The organism is Streptomyces sp. NPDC004284, assembly GCF_042874035.1.
In the GTDB taxonomy this organism is placed as follows: Bacteria; Actinomycetota; Actinomycetes; order Streptomycetales; family Streptomycetaceae; genus Streptomyces.
Map to the genome: position 1 here is coordinate 153,081 of NZ_JBIAMJ010000008.1, position 22,971 is coordinate 176,051.

The 22,971-nt window shown below is 70.5% G+C and carries 22 protein-coding genes and 2 pseudogenes; 12 read left to right on the forward strand and 12 right to left on the reverse strand.

Annotated elements, in window-relative coordinates; translation table 11 throughout:
• Positions 1–17: 17 nt before the first annotated feature.
• The 5 genes from ACFYUS_RS22115 to ACFYUS_RS22135 are packed head-to-tail and all read left to right on the forward strand — an operon-like array spanning position 18 to position 3,539.
• Positions 18–323, forward strand: a complete 306-nt coding sequence (locus ACFYUS_RS22115; protein ID WP_388854549.1) for a monovalent cation/H(+) antiporter subunit G — start codon at positions 18–20, stop codon at positions 321–323.
• On the forward strand, positions 320–616 hold the full coding sequence (locus ACFYUS_RS22120; RefSeq protein WP_388854552.1) for a Na(+)/H(+) antiporter subunit B: 297 nt from the start codon (positions 320–322) through the stop codon (positions 614–616). Before ACFYUS_RS22115 ends, ACFYUS_RS22120 begins: the two co-directional genes overlap by 4 nt.
• Positions 613–1,365, forward strand: coding sequence for an MnhB domain-containing protein (locus ACFYUS_RS22125; RefSeq protein ID WP_388854555.1), 753 nt, complete (start codon positions 613–615; stop codon positions 1,363–1,365). Before ACFYUS_RS22120 ends, ACFYUS_RS22125 begins: the two co-directional genes overlap by 4 nt.
• Positions 1,365–1,712: a sodium:proton antiporter gene (locus ACFYUS_RS22130; protein WP_388854558.1), complete on the forward strand. Its 348-nt coding sequence runs from the start codon at positions 1,365–1,367 to the stop codon at positions 1,710–1,712. Before ACFYUS_RS22125 ends, ACFYUS_RS22130 begins: the two co-directional genes overlap by 1 nt.
• Positions 1,713–1,715: 3 nt before the next feature.
• Complete coding sequence (locus ACFYUS_RS22135; RefSeq protein WP_388854561.1) at positions 1,716–3,539, forward strand: complex I subunit 5 family protein; 1,824 nt, start codon at positions 1,716–1,718, stop codon at positions 3,537–3,539.
• A 633-nt stretch (positions 3,540–4,172) separates the two neighbouring features.
• On the opposite strand, the gene ACFYUS_RS22140 is transcribed toward ACFYUS_RS22135, so the two are convergent.
• Positions 4,173–6,596, reverse strand: coding sequence for an endonuclease/exonuclease/phosphatase family protein (locus tag ACFYUS_RS22140; RefSeq protein ID WP_388854564.1), 2,424 nt, complete (start codon positions 6,594–6,596; stop codon positions 4,173–4,175).
• A gap of 819 nt (positions 6,597–7,415) precedes the next feature.
• On the opposite strand from ACFYUS_RS22140, the gene ACFYUS_RS22145 reads away from it, so the two are divergent.
• On the forward strand, positions 7,416–8,411 hold the full coding sequence (locus tag ACFYUS_RS22145; protein ID WP_388854567.1) for a hypothetical protein: 996 nt from the start codon (positions 7,416–7,418) through the stop codon (positions 8,409–8,411).
• A gap of 177 nt (positions 8,412–8,588) precedes the next feature.
• Here the strand turns inward: ACFYUS_RS22145 and ACFYUS_RS22150 are convergent, their stop codons facing one another.
• A complete protein-coding gene (locus ACFYUS_RS22150) occupies positions 8,589–9,245 on the reverse strand; it encodes a TetR/AcrR family transcriptional regulator (protein WP_388854570.1) in 657 nt (218 codons plus the stop codon).
• A gap of 132 nt (positions 9,246–9,377) precedes the next feature.
• Here ACFYUS_RS22150 and ACFYUS_RS22155 point away from each other — a divergent pair, with 132 nt between their 5' ends.
• Positions 9,378–10,388, forward strand: coding sequence for a hypothetical protein (locus ACFYUS_RS22155; protein WP_388855154.1), 1,011 nt, complete (start codon positions 9,378–9,380; stop codon positions 10,386–10,388).
• Positions 10,389–10,995: 607 nt separating this feature from the next.
• Here ACFYUS_RS22155 and ACFYUS_RS22160 read toward each other — a convergent pair.
• The 3 genes from ACFYUS_RS22160 to hemG form a co-directional block, all read right to left on the reverse strand.
• Positions 10,996–12,330: a globin domain-containing protein gene (locus tag ACFYUS_RS22160; RefSeq protein ID WP_388854573.1), complete on the reverse strand. Its 1,335-nt coding sequence runs from the start codon at positions 12,328–12,330 to the stop codon at positions 10,996–10,998.
• Between the two features lie 413 nt (positions 12,331–12,743).
• Complete coding sequence (locus ACFYUS_RS22165; RefSeq protein WP_388854576.1) at positions 12,744–12,899, reverse strand: hypothetical protein; 156 nt, start codon at positions 12,897–12,899, stop codon at positions 12,744–12,746.
• A 242-nt stretch (positions 12,900–13,141) separates the two neighbouring features.
• Entirely contained in the window at positions 13,142–14,617 is a 1,476-nt protein-coding gene (hemG, locus tag ACFYUS_RS22170) for a protoporphyrinogen oxidase (protein ID WP_388855157.1), read from the reverse strand.
• Positions 14,618–15,019: 402 nt separating this feature from the next.
• Here hemG and ACFYUS_RS22175 point away from each other — a divergent pair, with 402 nt between their 5' ends.
• Positions 15,020–15,664: a hypothetical protein gene (locus ACFYUS_RS22175; protein WP_388854579.1), complete on the forward strand. Its 645-nt coding sequence runs from the start codon at positions 15,020–15,022 to the stop codon at positions 15,662–15,664.
• A 3-nt stretch (positions 15,665–15,667) separates the two neighbouring features.
• Positions 15,668–16,216: pseudogene (locus ACFYUS_RS22180) on the forward strand (peptidoglycan bridge formation protein FemAB); the annotation flags it as partial.
• A 763-nt stretch (positions 16,217–16,979) separates the two neighbouring features.
• Here the strand turns inward: ACFYUS_RS22180 and ACFYUS_RS22185 are convergent.
• Genes ACFYUS_RS22185 through ACFYUS_RS22195 form a run of 3 tightly spaced genes read right to left on the reverse strand, consistent with a single transcriptional unit; the run spans position 16,980 to position 18,041 of the window.
• Positions 16,980–17,126, reverse strand: a complete 147-nt coding sequence (locus ACFYUS_RS22185) for a hypothetical protein (protein WP_388854582.1) — start codon at positions 17,124–17,126, stop codon at positions 16,980–16,982.
• 11 nt (positions 17,127–17,137) lie between these two features.
• Positions 17,138–17,515: a hypothetical protein gene (locus ACFYUS_RS22190; RefSeq protein ID WP_388854585.1), complete on the reverse strand. Its 378-nt coding sequence runs from the start codon at positions 17,513–17,515 to the stop codon at positions 17,138–17,140.
• Between the two features lie 40 nt (positions 17,516–17,555).
• Positions 17,556–18,041 (reverse strand): Imm21 family immunity protein, encoded by a 486-nt coding sequence (locus tag ACFYUS_RS22195; protein WP_388854588.1) that lies wholly within the window; start codon positions 18,039–18,041, stop codon positions 17,556–17,558.
• 179 nt (positions 18,042–18,220) lie between these two features.
• On the opposite strand from ACFYUS_RS22195, the gene ACFYUS_RS22200 reads away from it, so the two are divergent.
• A complete protein-coding gene (locus ACFYUS_RS22200; protein ID WP_388854590.1) occupies positions 18,221–19,450 on the forward strand; it encodes a cupin domain-containing protein in 1,230 nt (409 codons plus the stop codon).
• Complete coding sequence (locus ACFYUS_RS22205) at positions 19,450–19,938, forward strand: hypothetical protein (RefSeq protein ID WP_388854592.1); 489 nt, start codon at positions 19,450–19,452, stop codon at positions 19,936–19,938. The genes ACFYUS_RS22200 and ACFYUS_RS22205 overlap by 1 nt, the downstream gene beginning before the upstream one ends.
• Positions 19,939–20,069: 131 nt before the next feature.
• On the opposite strand, the gene ACFYUS_RS22210 is transcribed toward ACFYUS_RS22205, so the two are convergent.
• The 4 genes and pseudogenes from ACFYUS_RS22210 to ACFYUS_RS22225 form a co-directional block, all read right to left on the reverse strand.
• On the reverse strand, positions 20,070–20,318 hold the full coding sequence (locus ACFYUS_RS22210; protein WP_388854594.1) for a hypothetical protein: 249 nt from the start codon (positions 20,316–20,318) through the stop codon (positions 20,070–20,072).
• On the reverse strand, positions 20,287–21,198 hold the full coding sequence (locus ACFYUS_RS22215) for an ISAs1 family transposase (RefSeq protein WP_388854597.1): 912 nt from the start codon (positions 21,196–21,198) through the stop codon (positions 20,287–20,289). The genes ACFYUS_RS22210 and ACFYUS_RS22215 overlap by 32 nt, the downstream gene beginning before the upstream one ends.
• A gap of 265 nt (positions 21,199–21,463) precedes the next feature.
• Positions 21,464–21,742, reverse strand: a pseudogene (locus tag ACFYUS_RS22220) (transposase); the annotation flags it as partial.
• Positions 21,743–21,851: 109 nt separating this feature from the next.
• Positions 21,852–22,076 carry a hypothetical protein gene (locus ACFYUS_RS22225; protein ID WP_388854600.1) on the reverse strand — a complete coding sequence of 75 codons (225 nt, stop codon included), beginning with the start codon at positions 22,074–22,076 and terminating at the stop codon, positions 21,852–21,854.
• 28 nt (positions 22,077–22,104) lie between these two features.
• Between ACFYUS_RS22225 and ACFYUS_RS22230 the strand changes: the two genes are divergently transcribed.
• A complete protein-coding gene (locus tag ACFYUS_RS22230; RefSeq protein WP_388854603.1) occupies positions 22,105–22,947 on the forward strand; it encodes a hypothetical protein in 843 nt (280 codons plus the stop codon).
• Positions 22,948–22,971 lie beyond the last annotated feature (24 nt).

The following is a 22,971-nucleotide window of genomic DNA, read 5'->3' on the forward strand; positions in this document are numbered from 1 at the left end:
CCAGGAGGGAACACGGATTGACGGCGCATCACGTGCTCGTACAAGTGCTGTTGTGGAGCGGTGTGGCGTGCGCGCTCCTGTCCGCGGTGGCGGTGCTGCGCCTGCGCGGCACACTGATGCGGCTGCACGCCCTGGCGCCCGCTTCCTGCGCGGGGGTACCGCTGATCGCCGCGGCGGTGGCCGTCGACCAGGGGGTGGGCCGGGCGGCCGCCAAGACGCTGTTCATCGGCCTGCTCTTCGCCGTCGGCGGCACGGTGACCACCATCGCCGTCGGCCGCGCCGCCGTCGAGACCGAAGAAGCCGAGGAGAGGGGCAAGCCGTGAACGAGTGGCTCGTCGGGGCCGCCGCCGCCTTCGTCGTCCTCGCCGCGACCGTCGCGGTCCTCACGCGGGACCCGGCTCGGCAGGCCGTCGTCCTCTCCGTCCTGGGGCTGGGCCTGGCGATCCTCTTCGCGGTCCTCCAGGCCCCCGACGTGGCGCTGTCCCAGCTGGCCGTGGGCACCGCGCTGACGCCTCTGCTGATCCTGCTGACCGTCCGCAAGATCACCCGTCACCCCACGCGCGCGAACGGCGACGCCGACGGACACGGCAGCACCGAGGGGCAGGAGCAGGGGTGACGGCGCGTGCCCGGCTGGCCGTGTTCCTGTTCGCCGCCGTGCTGTTCGCCGGCTTCTTCACGGCCGCGTGCGCGGATCTGCCGCCGTTCGGGACACCGGACCACCCCTACGGCGACCGGGCGGTGGCGGCGGCCCTGGCCCACCGCACCGCGAACGCCGTCTCCGCGGTCAACTTCGACATCCGCGCCTTCGACACGCTCGGCGAGGAGTCCATCCTCTTCGGGACCGTCCTCGCGGCGACCCTGCTGCTCCGCCGGGCCCATGACGAACGCCACCGCCGAGCCGAGCCGGAACGCGTCATGCCCACCACCCGGCTGTTCGGCACCCTGCTGCTGCCCATCGCCCTGGTCGTCGGCGTGTACGTCGTCGCGCACGGACAGCTCAGCCCCGGCGGCGGATTCCAGGGCGGCGTCGTGCTCGCCACCGCCCTGCACCTGGCCTACGTCGCCGCCGACCACCGCGCCCTGAAGAGGCTCCGGCCACTGACCGCGCTGGACGTGGCGGACTCGCTCGCGGCCGCCTCGTACACCCTCATCGGCCTGGCCGGCCTGGTCGCCGGGGGAGCGTTCCTCGAGAACGTGCTGCCCCTGGGCACCTTCAACACCATCACCTCCGGCGGCACCGTTCCGGTGCTGAACGCCGCTGTCGGCGTCGAGGTCGCCTGTGGCCTGATCGTCCTGCTCGCCCACTTCCTCAGCCAGGCCGTCGAACTCACCGATCCCGACCGGCACGAGAACGGGGACGACTGATGGGGACGTGGCCCTACCTCGCCGCCGGATGGGTCCTGCTGATCGCCCTGTACGGCCTGGTCACCAGCCGTAACCTCGTCCACGCCATCGGGTGCCTGGCCGTCGCCCAGTCCTCCACCTACCTCCTGCTGCTGGGCGTCGGCTACCGCCGCGGCGCGACCGCCCCCGTGTACTCCGACCTCACGCCCGGCAGCCGGCCCGTCGTCGACCCCGTCGTGCAGGCGCTGGCGCTGACCGACGTCGTCGTCGGCGCCACCGTCACCGCCCTGCTGCTCGCCCTCACCATCCAACTGCGCAAACGCCACGACACCGTCGACCCCCAGTCCCTCACCGGCCTCCGGGGCTGACACATGACCGAGACCGTCCTGCTGCCGCTCGCCGTGGCGATCCCCCTGCTCGGCGCCGCGCTGCTCGCCCTCGCCGGCCGGACGCTGCCCCGTCTCGGCTGCGACATCCTGGCGACGGCGTCGGCGACCGCCGAAGTGGTCTGCCTGGCCCTGCTCTGGCCGCAGAGCCGGCACCTCGCGACCGCGGACCTGGGCGGCTGGCCCGCCCGCCTGGGCATCGTGCTCGCCGCCGACCCGGTGGGGGCGGGCCTCGCGCTGCTGGTCGCCGTCCTGGTGCTGGCCGTCGTGGTCTACTCCTGGCGGTACTTCGACGAGCCCGTCGGCGAACACGCCGGAGCCTTCCCCGCCCTGATCATGCTCTTCGAGGCCGGCATGGCCGGCTTCGCCCTGACCGGCGACCTGTTCAACGCCTTCGTCTTCTTCGAACTCATGGGAGCGGCCGCCTACGCGCTGACCGGCTACCGCATCGAAGACCCCCGCCCCCTCCACGGCGCCCTCACCTTCGGCATCGTCACCTCCTTCGCCGCCTACTGCTCCCTCTTCGGCATCGGCCTCCTCTACGCCCGCACCGGTGAACTCAACCTCGCCCGCCTGGGGCTGCGCCTGGCCTCCCACCACACCGACGTACTCACCGTCGTCGCGTTCGCCCTCATCTGCACCGCCCTGCTGGTCAAAGCCGCGGCCGTACCGTTCCACTTCTGGCTGCCCGACGCCCACGCGGTGGCCCCCACCCCGGTGTGCATGCTGATGTCCGGCGTCATGGTCGAACTCGGCGTGTACGGCATCGGGCGCGTGTACTGGACCGTCTTCTCAGGCCCCGGCGGCATCCCCCCGCACGCCTTCCGCACCACCTTCACCGCCCTCGGCGTGCTGACCGCGCTGGTGGGCGCCCTGATGTGCTGGCAGCAGCGCCACCTCAAGCGACTCCTCGCGTTCTCCACCGTCAGCCACGTCGGCCTGTTCCTCATCGGCATCGCCCTGCTCACCCCCGCGGGCATCACCGGCACGGCGGTGTACGTCGCCGCGCACGGCTGCGTCAAAGCCGCGCTCTTCGCCCTCGCCGGAGTGCTCCTGGACCGCTACGGCTCCGTCGACGAACACGGCCTGCACGGCGAGGCCCGCGAACTGCGCCTGGTGGGAGTGCTGTTCTCGACCGGCGCCCTGGCGCTGGCCGGGCTGCCGCCGTTCGGCACCGGCCTCGGCAAAGCACTCGGCGAGGACGCCGCCGGACACGGGCAGCCGTGGCTGCTGCCCGCCGTGTTCGTCACCGCCTCCGCCGTCACCGGCGCCGCCGTGCTCCGCGCCGGCCTGCGCGTCTTCTTCGGCATCGGTCCCGTACCCCGCAGCCGTCCGGGAGAGGAGGAGACCACCGGCGAGGGCGAGGAACCCGAGATCCGCTCACCACGGCGCACCCTGCCACCCACCATGATCGTGATCCCGGGCGTCCTGCTGGCCCTCGCGGCGCTCATCGGCTGCCTCCCGGCCGTCGCCGGCGCCCTCGCCCACGCGGCGGCCGTCTTCACCGACCCCGCCCACTACGCCGCCGCGGTCCTCACCGGGCCCGGCGCGCCACCGGCCGCCGTGACGGCACCGGAATCCGAGTGGACCGTACCGGGAGTGCTCCTCGGCCTGCTGTCCACCCTCCTCGCGACCGCCTTGGCGACCGCCGCGGTCCACCATCGTGGCCCCGCACTGTCCCCCCACCACCCGGTCGTCCGCGCGGTGCGAACACTACGCCGCCTGCACTCCGGACACCTCGGCGACTACCTCGCCTGGCTCACCCTCGGCCTCACCGCCCTCTGCGTCGCGCTCGTCACCCAGACCTGAACGAGCGCGAAAGAGGGCCGCGAGCCCGAACCGACGCCGCTGGATCGCATGCCCTCCGAGGGCGGTCGTCCGCGGAGAACGATCCGGACCCGCTCTGGTTCGGAGCTGACGGGGCCGACCCCGACGCGGCGGACGCGGCCTTGACCGACGAGGAACGACGGCCGGTCTTCCGCCTTCCGTTCGCCGAGGGCCACAGCGTCGTCATCGTGGACCACAACGTCGTGGACGAGCTGGGAACCGAGTACTTCGTCGCCCATCCCCGAGTGGGATCTGCACGGCCATCCGGCCACCATCGACGGGCACCAGGAGGGCCCCGGACCGTCCTTTCAGGAACTCGTCCACATCGCCGGCACACCCGAACGGCCTGCCTGGTCACCGGAGGCGGCCTGGAACCCGACGAAGGGAGCCGCTACCTGCCCGCCCCCGGCCACCGGAACACCTGCCCAGACTGACGCCCCCTCCCGGAGCCGCCCGCCCGTCGCCCGCAGGCCGCCGAACGGACCGCTCGCGGCGGTCACCGGCGAGTGGGAACTCGACCACCGGACCCGCATCGGGTGCCCGTTCGCCGACCGGTGGACGAACTCCTCCGCCCGGTCGGAGGACCGGGCGGAGGAGCTGCGGCGATTCACCGTGTCAGGGCTTGATCCGGACCACCTGCGGGTCGTGGTCGGAGGCCTGGTCGGCGAACTCGCTGTTGATGTGGACGACGTCGTACCGGACGTGCTGCGGCTTCAGCGCGGGGCTGACCAGGATGTGGTCGAGCACCTGGGAGTTGCCCTGGTAGACGTAGGAGTAGCGCTCGGACTCGGGCAGTTCGGCGACCAGGTCACGCAGGACGCCGTCCTGGGTGAGGGTCTGGAGCGCGGGTGAGAACTGGTAGTCGTTGAAGTCGCCGAGGGAGACGACCCGGGCGCGGGGGTCGGCGGCCAGGAGCTTGGCGACGAAGGCCTGCTCCACCGCGGCCTGCTTGGTGCGCTGGACCTCGGAGCTGCGGGTCGGGGCCTGGAAGCGGCTGTCGAGGCCCTGGTCGCCGCCCTTGCTGTTGAAGTGGTTGGCGATCACGAAGACCGGCTTGTTGTGGAAGCTGAACTGGCCGATCAGCGGCTTGCGGCTGCTGGTCCAGGCCTCATCGGCCGGGTCGATCCGCGCCGGGGAGGCGGTCAGCGAGGTGCGGTTGCCGGTGCCGACCACGTCCACCGGAGTGGTGGCGTCGCCGCCGGGGATGTCGGTGAAGGAGACGCGGGCCGGGTTGAACAGGAAGACCTGCCGGATGTTGCCGCCGGGCTCGCCGCCGTCCTTGCCGTCCACCGGGTCGATCGAGCGCCAGTCGTAGGCCGGGCCGCCGGCCGCCTTGATCGCCTCGACGAACTTGGCGACGGTGGCGTCGGACGAGACCGTGCCGTCCTGGACCGGGCCGTTGTCGTCCTGGATCTCCTCCAGGGCCAGGATGTCGGGGGAGCGCAGATTGGTGACCACGCCGGCCGCCAGCTCGGCGAACTTCTCGTCCGGGTCGCCCGGGTCGAGGTTCTCGACGTTGTACGTGCCGATCTTCAGCTCGCTCGGCAGGCCGGACTCGGTGACCTCCCGCTGCAGCCCGCCCGACTGGACGGCGCCGACCCGGGTGGCCGCCACCGCGTAGCCGCCGAACGAGGTGTAGTCCAGCGGACCTCCGGTGGCACCGGTGAGCCGGTCGCCGACATCGGCGACCGGGAAGTCGGCGGCCGCGCCCAGCGACTGGACCATGAGGCGGCCGGAGTTCGGCTGGTCGTAGCCGAGGTAGACGACACCGCCGCGGGACGAACGCGGGTCCTGCTCGCGGGCGTCCACCCAGAGCTCGTGGTACGTGTTGCTGGCCTGCGTCACCGGCACGTCGCGGACCTCGACGTCCATGCCCTCCAGCGACTCGAACAGGTCGAGCGCGTAGGCGCCGGGCCGCAGCGGCAGGGGCTCGATCGAGCCGCCCGCCGCGTCCGGGGCGTACGCCGCCGGGATGTTCGAGCCGTCGAGCACGACCGGCGCGGGCACCGGGTTGCCCGAGGAGACCACGGTGACCTTGGGGCTGGTCAGCTCGGTGACGGACTGCGAGCCGCCCGAGCTGTTCGGGTAGTACTCGCTGACCTTGGCCGTGACGAGGACCGAGTCGCCGACCTTGACGGCGGGGACGGCGCTGCCGGTGAAGACGAAGACGCCCTCGCTGGTGGCCGGGTCGGCGTCCGCGTTCGGGTCCTGCATCCAGAAGCCCTTGGAGCCGTACGTACGCACGCCGGTGACGGTGCCGGGGACGCCCGTGACCGTCTTGCCGGCCAGTGGCGAAAGACGGGTGGTCCCCTGGATGTCGTGGATCCGCACCGTGCCGGGCTCGGTCGGCCCGCTGTCGGAGCCGCCGCCGGGGGTGGACTCGCCCTTGCTGTTGACCGGCGTGGGCGCGCCGGCCTGGAAGTCGGCGGCGTTGTCGTCGGTGTCGGCGAGGGACGCGGCGCGGGCCACCGAGGCGGTGTTGGAGGCGCCCGGGGCGGAGGCGGAGCCCTCGTGGACGACGGCGGTGCCGAAGCCCACCAGGTCGACGACCCGCGGGTCGACGGCGCAGTCCGCGGCCGTCTTGCAGGTCAGCGCGTCGGTGCCGTTGACGAGCGCGATGGTGCCGGTCGTGGCGGACAGGGCCAGGTTGCCGGCGGCGTCGGCGGCCGGCAGGTCCACGGTGCCGCCCGCGCCGGGTGCCTCGGCGACCAGGTAGCGGCCACCGGGGGCGACCGAGCCGCTCAGCGGGGTGACCCCCCACTTGCTGGTGGCGCTGGGGCTGCCCGGCAGGTACTGCACGCTGTAGCCGGTCAGACCGAAGGCGGCCGCGGACGGGTTGGCGAGCTCGACGAAGTCCTTCTTCAGCGTCGCGCCGGAGTTGCCGCCGCCGCCGTACACCTCCGCGATGACCGCCCCCGCCGACGGGGCGGCGACGGCGCCGGGCAGCGGGACGAGCACCAGGGACGCGGTGACCGCGACAGGCAGGGCGGCACGCAGCAGCAAGTGGTGGGAGCGGCGAGTGGCTATGGGGCTGGGCACCGTTGCGGAGCTCCTTCATGACAGGACAAGACCCGGCCGCCGCGCCGGCGCGCCAGGTCGCTGAGAGGTCGTCAAAGTGTTGATGAAGGACGCCGACGGGCGTCTCACATCAGATCCAGGCGTGAAGATACGCGCGTAGAACTTGACGCATCAAGGTGCCGAACATGAACTTTTCAGAACCATGCCCACGCCACATGAGCGGTGCTCCCGCAGGTCCGCCCGGTTCGTACCGTCGACCGCCTCCCCAGGACGCCCGGTCCGCCTCCCGGCCTCGGCGCGAGACGAGACGGGTGAGCGTCTCCGTGGGCCCGCAGAGCCATCTGAGAAGGGGGCTGGTGACCACAGAGTAGTGGGCGCTGACCCGGCCCCCCTCCTTGTCCAGGATCTGCGAAGCCCCCTCCCGGTGGACGTGGCGGAGGTACCGGCGGCGGATCGGCGCTCCCGCAACCAGCAGTACCGGCGAACAGACGAGAACGGCCACCGGGACGAGGGCCTTCACCAACACGAGCTTGGCCTTCTCTTCGTATCGCATGCGCTCAGTGTGGCTGGTGGGGTTCGGCGCCGACTGCGGGAGGCCGGGCGGACGGGCGGACGGGTGGGCGACCGCAGGCCCAAGCCCGGGCGGGGCGCGCTGGAGCCACCTGCCCTACCCCTGCTTGCGCTCGACGCGTCTGGTTCCGCGCATCCCCTGGAACCGCTGCTCAACATCGGAGCAGCCTGGGGCCGCCGCCGGAGGCGAAGAACACCACGGAGGGCCTGGCTCGGGTGACTCGCGGAATCCGTTCGCGTGGCGTCTTCCCGGCCACGTACGGTCTGCGCATGACCAGGACCACGCCGGCCAGGCCGGTATCCGTGGAGGCCGTGTTCCCGGAACTGGCCGCTCAGCGGGGCCGGACGACCCGCCTGCACCCGAGGCCGGGGCGGCCCGGCATGCGCGACAGTCATGTCGGCGGGCCGATGCTGTGGCCGTACGGCGAGCCGTGGCCGGTCTGCGACGAGCCGCACCGGCCCGAGACCGAGGGGTACGCGCCGGCCGAGATCCGCAGTGCCCGGGCTGCGGGCGTACGGCCGCGGAGCCGACCGTGGCCCGGAGCAGGTGCTCCCGGGGAGGACGGGCCGGTGCCGTTCGCGGGGCTTGCCCAGTTCTTCCGCCGGGACATCCCCGGCCTGACGGCCGGGCCCGACGGTGCGGACCTCGTTCAGCTCTTCCGCTGCCCGTTCACCCACGGCCCGTACCTGGAGCGTCGCTACCTCCTGCGGTGGCGGCAGGCCGCGGAGACCGAGCGCGCGGAACGCTTCCTCGTCGCCCCGCCCGAAGTGCCCATGCTGCGATGGGAGCATGAACTCCCCGAACCGTGCGTCCTGCACCCCGAAGAGGTGGACACCTACCCCTGGGCGGAGGACGACACGCTGCCCGCCCCATTGATCGACCTCATCGACGCCTGGGAGGACGCCCAGATGGCGGAGCACGGCCCCGACGCCCCGAGCTACCAGGGAGACCTGTCGATCCCGCCCGGCTGGCGGGTCGGTGGCTTTCCCAGCTGGGCGTCGACGGGCCCCATGGCCATCGACTGCGCGACCTGCGCGACCCCGATGCGGTTGCTACTGACCGCTGGGGGCGACGAGATGGACGCCGGCTCGCACAGCTGGGTGCCTCTGGAGGACCGAGACCCGTCCCTGGAAGGGAAAGCCTCGATCCTGGGCGGCCGGTCCGTCGGCACGCCCACTCGGCTCCGATTCGGCCGGGACCGGGACCTGCACGTCTTCACCTGCCCGGGCGACCCCGGACACCCGCCCCGATGGGTGCTTTCCTGAGAGGCTTCAGGGCGACGGACGTGAACGGCTGCCCACCACATGGAAAGCGCTTCGGGCCGGTTCCGTGAGCGGTTACCCGTGGCGGACGCCCATCCTCAAGGCTCCGTCACCAAGCCGGGCGCGTCGACGTGTTCCGTCTCTACTGCTTGTCCAGCGGATGCCCCGGGCGGGTCGACTTCACGGCTGGGTGCGTCGCTCGGCTGCGTCGAACGCGGGCGCGAGTGGGGCCAGCGTCGCGCGGAGCTGGTCGGGCAGTGAGCCGGAGGGCACGACCAGTCCTCCGGCGCCGAAGCTTCCGGCGGCCTCTGCGTTTCCGGCCGGCTGGAGCCAGCCTTCCAGCGCGATGCGCACCGCCGCGGCCACGCCTGCCGCGAGAACGCGGGCCGTGTGGGTTCCGGCGTCGTCCAGGCGTTCGGCGAGCACCGTCGTGAGAGGGTGCTCGATGCCGGCGGTGGCCTCGAGGAACGCGTCGCGCAGCGCGGTCCGGGTGGTGATCAGCAGCAGTGCCTGGTGTTCGCGCTCACCGGTGTTCGTGTACTGCTCGACCACTGCCTCCGTGACGGCGTCGGCCAGGCGTACTCCTGCGGGCCGGGCCGCGACCGCCGCCGCGATCCGTGCCTCCCGGTCCGCGGTGACAGCGGAGACGATCGCCTGCTCGCGGCTGGCGAAGTAGTTGTTGTAGGTGCGCGGTGAGACCCCGGCCGCCTCGGCGATGTCTTCGACCCGCACCTGGTCCGGTCCGCGCTCCACGGCCAGGCGCAGGGCCGCCTCGCGTAGCGCCTCGCGCGTGGCCTGCTTCTTCCGCTCCCGCAGCCCTGATGGCGGTGTCGTCATGATGTCAGCCTCCCACGCAGGAATGCGCGCGCGCAAACTTGCGTGTACGAAAACTTGCGTGTGCGCAGTTTTCCTGTCAGCCTCGATTCGCCCGAGACCGACAGAGAGGACGTCACCATGCGTGCAAGAGGAATGACCTACGACACCGGATTCGTCGTCCACGGCCGGATGTCCCGCGAGGACTTCGACCTTGCGGTGGTCCGGCGCGAGCTCGCCATCATCCGCGACGACCTGCACTGCAACGCGGTCCAGATCATCGGCGGCGACCCGGACCGACTGGAGCTGGCCGCCGGTGCCGCCGCCGAGCTCGGCCTCGAGGTCTGGTTCTCGCCCTATCCGCTGGAGCTGGATCCGGAGCAGATCCTCGCGCTCTTCCGTGACTGTGCCGAGCGAGCGGAACGGCTCCGGCAGCAGGGAGCCACAGTCGTGTTCGTCGCAGGGGTGGAGCTGAGCGTGATGAACCGGGGGTTCCTCCCCGGAGAGAGCCCGGAAGAGCGGGTCGAGCAGCTGATGAGCCACCCCGAGCGGCGACTCGAAGCGATGCGTGAGCTCGGCGTGCGCATCAACGCATTCCTCGGCGACGCCGCGGCCACGGTCCGCGAGCGCTTCCAGGGCAAACTCACCTACTCATCCATCCAGTTCGAGCAGGTCGACTGGACTCCCTTCGACCTGGTGACGTTCGAACTGATCCGCTCCGCCGAGGTCGCCGACCGGTTCCGGGACGCGGTGCGCACCCTGGCCCAAGGCCCGAAGCCGCTCGCCATCACCGGATTCGGCACCGCGGCCTACCGCGGCGCGGGAGACCGCGGTGGGCGGGTGCTGGAAGTGGTCGAGTACGACCCGCAGACCAAGGCCCCCGTACGGCTGGACGGCATATACGAGCGTGACGAGGCCGGCCAGGCCGCCTATCTGAGCGAACTGCTGGAGATCTTCGAGACCGAGGGCGTGGACAGCGCGTTCGTGTTCCTGTTCGCCCTGCCCGGCTACCCGCACCGCCCGGACGGCGACCCCCGGGACGACTTGGACCGGGCCGGCCTGGGCATCGTCAAACTCCTCGAAGGGCGCCGGGGGCAGACCTACCCCGACATGGAATGGGAACCCAAGGCCGCCTTCGCGGCGGTGGCGCAGCAGTATCGGAGGTGACAGCCCCCGCACGGTGACCACGGCTCGGGATCTGCACTGCGCCGCAGCGCAGATCCCGAGCAGACGGAAGCGGCATCCCAAGGATCACGCATTCGCCACCAAGCCGGCACTCGCCCTCGCGCATGCGAAACGCGCGCCGGCCACCGGGATCAGACCGAAGCGGACGACCGGGGACGAGGTGTACGGACGCAGCCGGTCGGCGACGTCGAACGCGGCCGGGAGCGAAGCGAGTCCTTGGAAGGCGCCGACATCGGCCCTGTGCTCGCGATGCCCGTCGACCACCAGCTCACCACCTCCGACGGCAGGCGCATGCACGCGGACCAGACACTGCACCTGGTCGAGCCGGACAGAAGGGAACCGCCACTCGCGTGGAGCGGGCGCGAAGGGCCGGCGCTCCTACGACAGGGCGTGGATCACCACCGACCACCCCCGCCGATGGCTGCTCATCCGCCGCTCCATCGCCGCCCCGAGCCAGATCATGTACTTCTGCGCCTACACGCCCGAGGACTGTCCCTGCCCCCTGAGCGACCTGGTCACGATCACCAGCATGAGGCGGAAGACCGGCAAGGGCCGATCGGCCTCTTCACGACCTGCTTCCTGACTGAGTTCAGGCAAGCCGCTCCACACCGATACGGGGAAGCTCCGCCCATCCCTGCACCGACTCGCCAGGCACAGGGAGAGATGCGCCGTCGACCGGGTCGTAGTGAATGCGGCTCGCGGGCAGGTTCATGGCCGTCAGCCGCTGCACCGTGTCGATCACCATGCCGGGCGGGCCGCTCACGTAGGCGACGTGTCCGGACCAGTCGCCGTGCCGGGCCACCGCGTCGGCCGGCGAGCCGTCCTCGGAGGCCCCGGAGCCCTCGCCGATCACCGGAACGACACGCAGCCAGGGGTGGCGGCTCTCCAGCTCGGAGAGGGCGGCGGTGTCGTACAGATCGTCCAGCGTGCGGGCGCCGAGGAACAGGTGTGCGCTGCGGCCGCGCGGACCGCGCACGGCCAGCTCGTCGAGGAGTGCCTTGGCGGTGGCCCATCCGGTCCCGCCCGCCACGATCAGTACATCGCGCGGCAGGCCCTCCTCCAGCGTCATGGATCCCTGCGCCGGTCCGAGGCGCAGCAGGTCGCCGACGCGGGTGCCTGCCACCAGCGCATCGCTCACCCCGCCAGGGCCGGTACGACGGATGTGGAACTCCAACTCTCCGTCCGCCCGGGGCGCGCAGGCGACGGAGTACGGTCGCCAGGCGTGCGGCAGCAGCGGGGACTCAAGCCTGGCGTACTGCCCGGCCTTGTACGGAAACGGTTCTGCGGTGCGGACCCGGAGGACGGCGACACCGGGACCGCACACCCGGTGCTCCGTCACCGTCGCGTTCCAGTAGGCGGGCTCGCCCAATGCCTCGCGCGCGCCTTCGACCATGGACGCGACGGCGAACCTCACCATCCGCACCCAAGCCTGCTCCAGCTCCTCGACCCACCGCTCGCCCGCGCTGCGGCGCAGAGCCGCGACGAGCGAGGACTCGAACACCTCGTAGTGCACGGGCCGCACTCCCAGCTTGCGGTGGTCCCGGCCCAGGCGAGCGCAGAACGCGGCCACCTCGTCCGGCCGGTCCAGGTGCTCGATCAGATACCAGAAGGCACGTTCCAGATGAGCCTGCTGGAAGGCCATCGAGTCGGGAAACAGCCCGCGCAGATACGGGTGCTGCTCGAACATCGCCTGGTAGAGGTGAGTAATGAGGTCACCGAAGGGGGTCACCGACGGCAGATGGCGGTTGATCGTCTCCTGATCGCGAATCCAGTCGAAGGAGTGCCCTGCCCCCGCCGTTCTGACGGCCTCCGCCGTTCTGACGGCCCCGGCCGGGTGGAGCAGCTGCTGGCGCAGCCGCATCGCATCCTGGCGCGCGAGCAGCGCGTGGTACTCGTCGTACGCGTTGCTTGTGATGGTGCTCAAGGGCTGGCTCTCTCTCCCTGCCGTATGTCCCGCGTCTCCGCCCCGCGCCCGGCGGACGTCGGCGGGGCCTCTCCAGTGCCGTCTCGGGGGATGACACACCGTGGACGCAGACGTCCAACGAACGGACACGGCGGCAGCGACAACGCCGTGGCCATGACCGGAAGACGCATCAGTTTTGCACCGCTGTCCCTCTGCCGTCCGGCCCCATCGGATAGGGCCGTTCGGCCCTATCAGGCGGTCCGCCCCCCTGTGATCGACTCACCTCCGCGACCCGGGGTGCCGGCCCCGGTGCGGCCCGGCCGTCCCCCAGGCCTGTGGCCGGTACGCCCGGGCCGCGGCGGGGTGGTGCCATAAGGGCCCCACCCCGCCGACTCGCAACAGGCCCTGCCGGCAGTCCCGAAAGCGGGTCGCCATCAGCACGCTCCCGCACCAGACGGCCGGTACGACCCACAGGACAGCACCTGGCCGAGGTCGCAGGGCGGCACGAACACGGGGGCCTGGAGCAGGCGGAACTCGTCGAGCATGATCACGAACGAGGCGAGGACGTCGAGCGCCCCGGTGGTCACCACGAGCCACGCGAAGACGCGGGGGAGGGGGGCTCCGGTCGCATGATCGGTCGGCGCCTCCGGCCGGGAGACGGTGGTCGGGTCACGCAGAGCGCCGCTCTGGTACGCGGAACGCTCCGGGCCCTCTCGGGTCCCGGAGCGTTCCGCTGCGGGGACGACCGCATCGCGCGGTCCGGGGGAGGGAGAGAAGACGACGGGCACTCCGTCCCGGACGGCCGGTCCCCCGGCTCAATGGGCTCGCGCCGTCACGCGGTGCCCAGCACCTCGTCGGCCGCGCGCCGGCCGCTCGCCACGCAGTGGGCGATGCCGACCCCGTCGTACGCCGCTCCGCACACCCCTATCCCCGGCAGCTTCGCGACCGCCTCCCTGATCCGCCCGACCCGCGCCGTGTGACCGACCGCGTACTGGGGCAGCCCGTCGTGCCAGCGGCTGACTCGTGACGCCACGGGCGCGGCGGTCAGGCCCAGGATCTCGCCCAGGTCGTGCCGCGCGGCCTCGACGAGATCCGCGTCGTCCAGGTAGAGGGCCTGCTCGTCCCCGTGCCGGCCGATCGAGGCCCGCAGGACGAACAGACCGGTGGCCGTCTCCCGCAGCCAGCGCCACTTGTGCGTCAGCAAGGTGGCCGCCTTGATAGTGCGCCCCTCCACCGGCGGGACCAGGAATCCGCTGCCGCCGGGCAGCACGGGCAGGTCCGTCCGGCGGAAGGCCATCGTCACCAGCGCGGGCGAGGCGTACTCGATCCCGGACAGCTCGGCTGCCGCGGCCGGGCTCTCGGCCGCCAGCAGGCCCGCGGCGGACCACGCCGGCGCGGCCAGGACCACCCCGTCCGCCACGAAGAAACGGTCGGTGGTGCGCAGCTGCCAGCCGTCCTCGGTCCGGGCCAGCGAGAGGGCCGGGGCGTCGAGGAGGATCTCCCCGCCCCGGGCCCGTACGGCATCGGCGACCGCGCCCGGCAGCCGGCCGACGCCGCCCGTGATCCCCATGAACACCGGGCCGAAGGACGCGGACGGCGCGGGCTCGCGGTGCAGGGAGGCGACGGCGTTGAGCAGCGAGGCGTGTTTCCGGGCCGCCTCGAAGAGGGCGGGTGCCGCCGCCCGCATCGAGATCCGGTAGGCGTCGCCCGCGTACACGCCGTCGAGCAGCGGCTCCAGGAGCCGGTCGACGACCTCCGCCCCGTACCGCTCGGCCACATACGTGCCGATCGCGACGTCGTCCCCGATCGGCGTACGCGGCAGGACGCGGTCCCGCCGCATGCGCGCGACCCCCTCCGCGGAGACCAGGCCCCCCAGCGCCGCCCCGTCGCCCGGCACCCCCATCACATGCCCCCGGGGCAGGGAGTGGAGCGTGCCGCGGCTCCACACGGCCGCCGAGGTCGTCACGGCCGGCTCCAGGCACTCCCCGAGCCCGACGGCACGCGCCAGGTCGACCGCCTCGGGCCGCAGCGCGAACAGCGCCTCAGCGCCCAGGTCCACCGGCACGCCCGCGATCTCCCCGGCCCGCAGTTTCCCGCCCAGCCGCCCGGACGCCTCCAGGAGCGTCACCCGGGCGCCGGCCTCGACGAGCCGGTGGGCGGCCGCCAGACCGGAGACGCCTCCCCCGACGACGACGATGTGTCCCGGTTCCGGTGTGACCTGACCGCCCATGTACGTGCCTTTCGCGTGAGAACTGCCCGGCGGACCCCCGGCCTCGTTCCGGAGCCTCGGCGGGCCGGAGGTCCACAGGCAGTGAACGCGAGCGGCCTGCCCTGGCAGAAGGGGCCGAACGGCCCCATCGACACGGCGTGCCGGTGACGTCAGCCCGACGAAGCTCACCGCCGGCCTGAACGCCTGGCAGGCCGTGGTCACCGTTTCTGCCGTCGAGGATCGAGCCGCATGAGTAGGGAGTACTCATGCGAAAGCCGCCAGGAGCCAGCAGTCTGGCGGGGGTCGGACGCCGCTCACCCCTCTGATCTGACCTCCGGGGTGAGCGCGGGCCGTGTTCGTGTGATGTGAGTAAGGAAGAGCATGAAGATCACCCGGAGGGCGGGCATAGCCGTCGCCTCCATCTGTGCCCTGGCAGCCGCCTCTGGATGCTCGGCCCTCGGTGCGAAGCCGGGGCCTGCGTACCCTTCTCCGTCGGCGCCCGTGCCCACCGTGCCGAACTTCAACGGGATCGATGGTCTCACCGGGGCACAGGTGCTCCGTTCCGCCTCCGAGGCGCTGCGGAAAGCACCGTCCGTCCATCTCGCGGGCACGGTGAACAAGAGTCAGATCGATCTGCGCATCGACAGTTCCGGCAACTGCGAGGGGCGTATCACGGAGGGCGGGACCAACGTAGATCTCGTCAAGCAGGGCGAGAAGGTCTGGCTCAAGCCCGATCACGCGTTCTGGGTCCAGTCGGTCGGCACTCAGGCCGCCCAGGTGGAGGCGCTGGTCGGGAATCGCTACATCGTCACCGACTCCAGCAATGCCGAGTTCGGCTCGCTCGCGGCGACCTGCGACATCGCGGCCGTCGCCGACTCCATGACCGAGGACTCCGGCGGCGTCACCGTGAGCAAGGGCGCGCAGCGGGAGGTGCGGGGGCTCCCGGCGCTCGAACTGGTCAGGACCGACCCCCGGGAAGGGCGCTCCCAGTTCTATGTCGCCCGGACCGGCGAGCCCTATCCCCTGGAGATCCACGGAATGGACGAGGGCGATCCCGCCGGCGTCGTCCTCAGCGAGTACGGCAAGCCCTTCACCCTTCATGTGCCGCCCGCGGCCGAGACCCTCGACGCCGCTCAGCTCGGCTGAACTCCCCTCCGTGGAGATACGAAGCCGGGCTGACGGGCGGAGGGTCTGGGCTGGTTCGACGACGACGGCGACCGGCTCGTCGAGGCTGGGCTGGTACTGCTGAGGCCGTTGCCGAACCTGAAGAGGTCCCTCGCCTGTCTGCCCGAGGGCCCGGTCACCGACTGGGCCGCGGCGGATCGGGAGCGGCGGCTCGAGCCGATGCTCGCGTACCCGAAGGAGCAGGGCGCCTTCTCGGTGAAGACGGGACCGCCCGTCGGCGCCCGCCGCTGGAGCGCCGAGGCGGTCAAGGCCGCGATCGCCGCCCCGCAGGCCCGGAGACTACGGGATGCGGAAGCCACCGTGCACGAGCCGTGGGCCTTCGGCGTCACCGACCGGCCGCGCCGGATGGGCTGGCAGCAGACCGAGCCCGGTGGTGAGGACGGCCTCGCCGCAGGCCAGCCGCGCTACGTCTTCCAGGTTCCCTCCGCCGGGCGGTCGTCGGAGGAGATCCGGCGCGACTTCAACCAGCAGTGGCACCGCAACATCAAGAAGCCTCAGAACAACGCCATCCAGTGACGGATGATGTCCGACGCCCACGAACTCGGAGCGGGCGTCTGTGACTTCCGAGGCATCACCGGAACCAGGTACGTGCCGCACCGGTAGCCCTGGGGCCTCTCACGGTACTGCGCTGCGCGTGATCACTTGGGGCGCGATCAGGAGGGGGTCTTCATGAGACGTCCCCAGCAGATGAGGCTGCGGGCGGGGGAGACGAAGGCGCCATGAAGTTCGGTGCTCCCTTGTGTGAGATGACAGGCAGGATCCGCCGTTGTAGGAGCTCGGCGCGGTGGGTGTGGGGGCTGTAGCCCTTGCCGCCGAGCAGGACGTCGGGCCTGCGACGGGGCCGGCCGGGGCGGCCCGCGACGGGCCGGGCGATCTCCTCTTTCCCGGCGAGAGGGACGGCCTCCTCGACAGCTCCGTCTATCGGCGGGCCTGGGCCAAGGCCCGTGAGGCCCTCCTGTCCGAGCATGGGTTCAAGTCGCTCATCGGTAAGCGCGTGTACGACCTCCGCCACACCCGCCTGACGACCTGGCTCGACAACGGCGCATCCCGCCCGTACAGGTCACCGACTTGGCCGCAACAGTGTCCCCGTCCTGCTCTCCACGTACGCCCGATACGTCACCGGCCAGATCGCCGAGCTCCAGCGACGCATCGAGGAACCCCGGACGCTCCCCTGCACCGTCGGCTCTCCGGCTCCCGTGAGCACCGCTCGTACGAAGCCGACCCTGCTTGTGTCTCCGTGATCCTGGTCCTTCGCCCGTGGTCCCGGAGCGTGCCGTCACTCGAACCCGGCGTCGTACAGCTCGGCGTCGTCGGGGATCCAAGGGAAGGCGATCGAGGGGTATGCGGCCGAGCGGTCCTGGAGGTCGAAGGCGAGGACTGCTTCGATGAACTCCCGGGGTGGCAGGTAGCCGTGATCGACCACGTAGTGTCCGATCAGATGCGGCGCCGCGTAGGCGGTCCCCGGCTCCCTGGGCACCCGGGTCTCGCCCGTACCGGCGCCGGCGCGCCGGTGCCCCGCCGGGGCTCGTGCCAGGGACGGGCGTCGTCGAGCGGTTCGGGGCACAGGTCGCACTCGTGCAGGCCGAGGGCCTCGTTCACGGCCTGCGTCTCCAGCACGGTCAGCAGCTTGGGCGTGAACTCCGAGGGTGCAGGCCCGGCGGGCCAGGGCCGTCCCGTCTCCAGCCAGCCGATGTTGAGCCGTCGGTAGGCATCCCGCACGGTGACGAACCGCAGGCCGGTGCCGACCTCGGTGAACACATCGCCGTCCTCTGCGGTGAGGTAGGCGTAGGGGCTGGGATCGTCGTAGTACATGACCGCATCCCACCAGAGGGAGGGCCCGCCGACGGACCGATTATTCGGGCAGCAACCGGTCCAGCATGAACTGCGTGTTCGGGTCGGGATCGACGACCAGCGACTGGACGCGATAGCGACCCGGCGGCAGTTCGACGCGGAGTGCCTCCGCCGGCCGCTGTGTGTCCCGCAGCGAGTCGAGGATCCTGCCGGCTTCGTAGACGGCGTCGGTCAGGACGTATCGCCCGCCGAGTTCGAGAGAGAGGACATCCTTCCAGCCGTCGGCGGATCCGGCGGCGTGCACGGCGGGCAGCAGCCCCGTGTCGTCGTCGGCGTAGCACCAGCGTGCGAATGTGAGGTGCTCGGCGAGCCAGGTGACGGACAGGGATTCGGCGCCGAGCGTCAGGATGTCGTGGTTGGCCAGCCGCAGGGCCGAGACGTACTCGTCGATCACGTCGTCCGTCTCGCTCCCCTCCCATGTCGGAAGGAGTTCCTCCGGGATGAGCGCGTAGCGGGCGAAGTCGGTGCTGTCGAGCCAGGTAGCCATGCAGCGGATCATGACACCCGCGTCTGACAGCAGGGCTTCGGCAAGGTTCGGATCTGACCGGCTTGCCCGGCTCTGCTGATCAGGTCGTCCAGGCAGGGCCTCGGCAAACGGGTGGTTCCGCTGTACCGCGCCGGGTCGGTCAATGCATCCACTGAACTGTGCGGCTAGAAGTTGTGAACATGGCAACTCGCAGCTCCCCAGCCGTGCAACCGTTGAGCCTCGATTGGCTCTTGCATCCCGTTGCGGAATCCGACTTCTTCCGGACCAACTGGGAGAGTGAGCCCCTCCTGGTCGAGCGAACAGACCCGGCCTATTTTGCTGGCCTGCCGGGACTGGACTCGATCGAGGAGTTGATCACCGCAACATCGGCCGGAAGGACCCGGTCGAAAGAAGACGCATATCTCATTCGCAGCGAGCACGGCACCCCGAGAGAGCGCGGAATCAGGCTGGATGCCAAGGGTATTCCAGACATCCAGGACGTCTACGGCGCCTATCATGACGGCTTCACGGTCGTCGTCAACCGAATTCATTGCCGGTCCGCCGTGATCGCAGATCTCAGCCGTAACCTGGAAGCCGTGCTCCACCACCCGGTGGGCGTGAACCTGTACTTCACTCCGAAGTGCGGGCAAGGTCTCCCGCCCCACGTGGACACGCACGACGTCTTCATCCTGCAGTTGCACGGAACCAAGAAGTGGCACGTGGGCAGCCCGCCCAAGGAACTGCCGCTCGCCGATGCGGAGAAGAGCCCGGTCGAACTTCGCGATTTCCAAGAGTTCACATTGAACCCCGGCGACACGTTCTACCTTCCGCGCGGATTTCCGCATGAAGCCCTGACGTCAACCTCCTCCTCGGTCCATCTGACAGTCGGCATCAACGCCTATCGATGGGTCGATCTCATTGCCGAGGCCCTCGACGCACTGGCCGGCGAGGATCTGCGGCTCAGGCGCACGCTGCCGCCAGGCTTCCTGCACGATCACCTGAAGCCCGAACATGCATCCGAGCTGGCAGAACGCCTCGCCGATGCACTGAAGGACGGAGCGCTGGCGGAGCTCGCCAAAGTACGGCTCGGCACGAGGCTGTTCCGGGGGACCAAGGCCATGGGCGCGGGAAACTTCCGCTCCCTGGATGAAATCTCGAGGCTGACCGAGGCCTCGCAGGTCTACCGTACCCCCAGTCTTTTCTGCCGGGTGCGGTCCACCTCCGACGAGGCCTTGATCGAATTTCCCACCAATTTCGTCTCGGGACCGAAGTTTCTGGAACCGGCACTCCGGTTCATCGCGGAGCGTGAGCGTTTCACCGTGCGCGAGCTTCCCGACACGCTCTCCGTCGAAGACAAACTCGACCTCGTCAGCAGGCTGGTTCGCGAGGGTCTGCTCCGGATCACCCAGGAAATCCAAGGAGAAACGTGATGGACGCTGATCAAGGTGGCGCCGGATCGCGGGATTCACGCCCCGCAAATTATTCATCGGGCAACGCCATGAACAAGGATGACGTATTCATGCTGCGTCATCTCCAGCAGGGTCTGATCGTTCAAGACGCCCGGTATGAGAATAAAGGCCTGTTCAAGTTGATCGCGGTGGCCATGGCCGACGACGAGTTTCGCTGGAGACTCGTCAACGACACCCAGAACGTCCTGAACGAGTTCCAGTCCCGGTTGGATCTGCCGAACGGCGTAACTGTCAGGTTCTGGGAAAACACGGACCAGACCCTGCACATCGTCCTTCCTCCTCCGGCCGGAACGACGAGCAACCGGCCCGCACCGCTGCGCGAATTCCTGCAGTCGCGGACCACGAAGGAGGCTATGAGCGGATTTTGGACGGATGACTTCAGCGATTACGGCGACCCGGTCGATCTACAGTGGAATCCCGACCGAGGTGACCACACGAAGGACGGCTGAACGTCGCAGCGACCTGTCCTCCACGTCGATAGCACGCTGATCGCGTCAACTGCCACGGGCCCGTCCTGCCGAGGAAGCGGGGCGGGCCCCGGCCAGGTCTTCGGCGAAGTGATGTGCCGCCCGTTTCGTGATCATGCGAGTCCAAGGAGGGCGAGCGGCCTGCCGGCGTTGCGGGCGCTGCGCCGCAAGCTGGCGGCAATGTCGGTGCTCCCTGCGAGGCGGAGAGCGTCAATGGCGAGGTTGCGCCAGGCGGCCATGGCGCGAGGTGCGACGCCGGTCCGCAGTTGAGAGGCGTCCTCGGCGAACGTCACGTCTCTGACGTGGTGCAGGGCCTCGATCTTCCAGTGGTCACGGATCAAGCTCGCGAGCTCGGCGGGCATGGCCTGCTCGGCAGTGAGACCGGTGACCGCGTAGACGGTCTTGATGCTGATCCTCCCGGTCCTGCGATCCACCCGGCGGCGCTTGAGCTGGACGGCCTGACGGGCCCGGGGGGAAGAGCAGGTTGTTCACCGTGCACGCTTTGATCCGGCGGATCTCGCCCCGACCGTGCCCGGCGTCGAGGGTGCGTGACTGCAGCGGAATCTGCTTCCACGGAAGGGACTTGAGCTGCTCGCGGAGCTTCTTCTGATTCCCCCTCACGATCACGATGTAGTGCGCGCCCCGGCCGAGCAGGTAGTCGGCGTGCGCGCGCTGGGTGTGCGTCGCGCCGCTGGTCACGACCACGTCCGCCAGGTCGGCAACGGTCTCCAGCGGCGGCTTAAAACAGGTGATCTCATTGCTCTTCTCGCCCACATCCAGCTGGGCCGTCACCAGACCGAGGACGTGGCCGCAGGCGGCGAGCAGGTGGATCTTCCGGCCCTCGGTCCTGGCCGCTCCGCGCAGGCTCTCGCCGTCGACCGCCAGGCCGTGCAGCCGGCCGTTGACGCCGGCACGCCGGTCGGCCGACCAGCGGCCCACCGTCCGGTCCAACGCGTCGCCATCGAAGCGGCCCAGCAGCCGCCGCACCGTCGATTCCGCAGGCAGGCACCGCTTCGGGCACAGCGGACCGGGCCGTACGCCAAGGCGTTCCAGGACAGCGGACGGGGCGTCGTCGATCCACTCGCCGACCGCCAGCAGGGAGGTCGCTCCGGTCAGCACCGCGCACGCGGTCAGCGCGAGCACGGCGACCAGAGAGCGCCGCACACAGCGCACACCGCGCGGACCGCGCGGGTCGGGCACCTCGCCCAGTCGCTCCAGCAGGCCCGGGACATCCTCGGGCACGGCCTCACGATGCTCGCGGAGTTGGCCAAAGGCAGGTGGGATCAGTGATGTGGCTTCGGCAGGCACGGTCTTCCGCCGACGACACCCGGGAGAGGCCCCTCCCGTACATCCCAGGCCGCCGCCGATGCCGAGGGCGACCTCGACTGGAACATCAACGCCGATTCCACTTCCGTGCGGGCCCGCCGGCACGCCGTCGGCACACCCGAGAACCCGCCACCCGCCCCGCCCAGCCCCTCAAAAGGGGCTCTTGTGACTGATGTGTGGGTCATGCTGGAGCGACTTGGCGTCCCGGCAGTGTCGGGCGTTCGCCGCCGAGGGCGAGCATCACCAGGGCGATGACCGCGTCGGCGGTGCGGAAGCCGAAGCCCCGGCGGATGATCAGCCTCGTTTTGGTGTTGGTGGACTCGATCAGCCCGTTCGGCAGCATCTCGACCAGGGCGTTGACGATGGCCTCGCGGTGGCGGCGGACCCTGCGGCCGAGCCCGACGAACGCCTCGATGCGGCTGCGTTGTGCCCACGGCAGCCACCGGTCCAGGCGTCGACGGCCGCGCCGGCGTCCTGGTCGCCGACGGGGTCTTCACCACGAGCTGAGCCGGGCCGCCGGACCCTGCCGGTCGGCGGGCCCGCAGGACCGGCCCGCGGGTGCCCGCCCTTCAGGTGCGCTGGGGCCGACTGTCGGGCCTGGGACGGCGGTAGGCGGGCCTCGCGGGGGCGGGTGCCAGGTGGAGGGCGGCTTCGCGGGTGCGCTCCAGCCAGTCGACGACCTGGGAGACGGTGGCCTCGTCGAGCAGGGACGCGAGCTGCCCCGGCCTGGTGGTCGTCGAGGCGTGGAGGAGTCCCTCGCGGGCGCGGAGCTGCCTTGTCCAGGTCCTTACCAATTTGTCGGCTACTGCCTACACTTGATTCATGACCGCCCCAAATACGCACCCACTGGCGGGAGTTGTATCGACGATCGCAGCGGGTGAGCGGCTGGTGTTCGTGCCACGTCGAGTCCTGGAAGTCGGTACCGAAATCGTCCTCGGCGTCCTGGTACCGCCGGTGATCGCGACCCCCCTCCTGATACCGATCCTGGGGATCGCCCTGGGCACCGGTTCCTGGGCCATCCTCTGGGCTGCCCTTGGGCTGATAGCCCTGGCCATGACCGTGGTCGTCCCGACCGTGGTATTCATGAAGTTGACCGAAGCGGTGCGGTGGATTGAGTTCCGCCCTCACGGGAGTACGAAGCAACTCGTGATCGCGTACTTCCTGCGCTCCTCCACCGTTGCGGCGGCTGATCTGCAGCGCGTCGTCCTTTCCGAACGGTTCAGAGGGGACCAACGAAAGTCGCTCGAAGTGGTGCTGCACACGCGCGGAGGCAAGGTGACGTGCAAGCCGGGAACTCTGGGCCCGATGTCCCGAGTCGGTGCGGAGGCACTGCTCGACTGGCTGACCAGCCAACTAAGCCCGGTCGGCATAGCGGTGGAGCACCGGACGGAGATCGACCGCAACTTCGTGTGCCCCGACGAGTGGTACTCGGAAGCAGGTCTGGCCGCTCTGTGGCACGTGCCCGCCAGCGAGGTCGATGCGCTGGTCGTCCGCCACGGCATCGACACTTATACGTTCACACCCCGCGCTGCCGCGCTGTCCTCGCCGTCCAAAACGATAACTGTCTACGACCCGGCCGGGGCACACGACGTCGCGGAGGAACTCCGTAGGAAACGCACCATGAGCCCTCCGGTCGACGGCATACAGGAAACACCACACTCGTGAAAAAGGGCTCTTCTGCTGGACCTG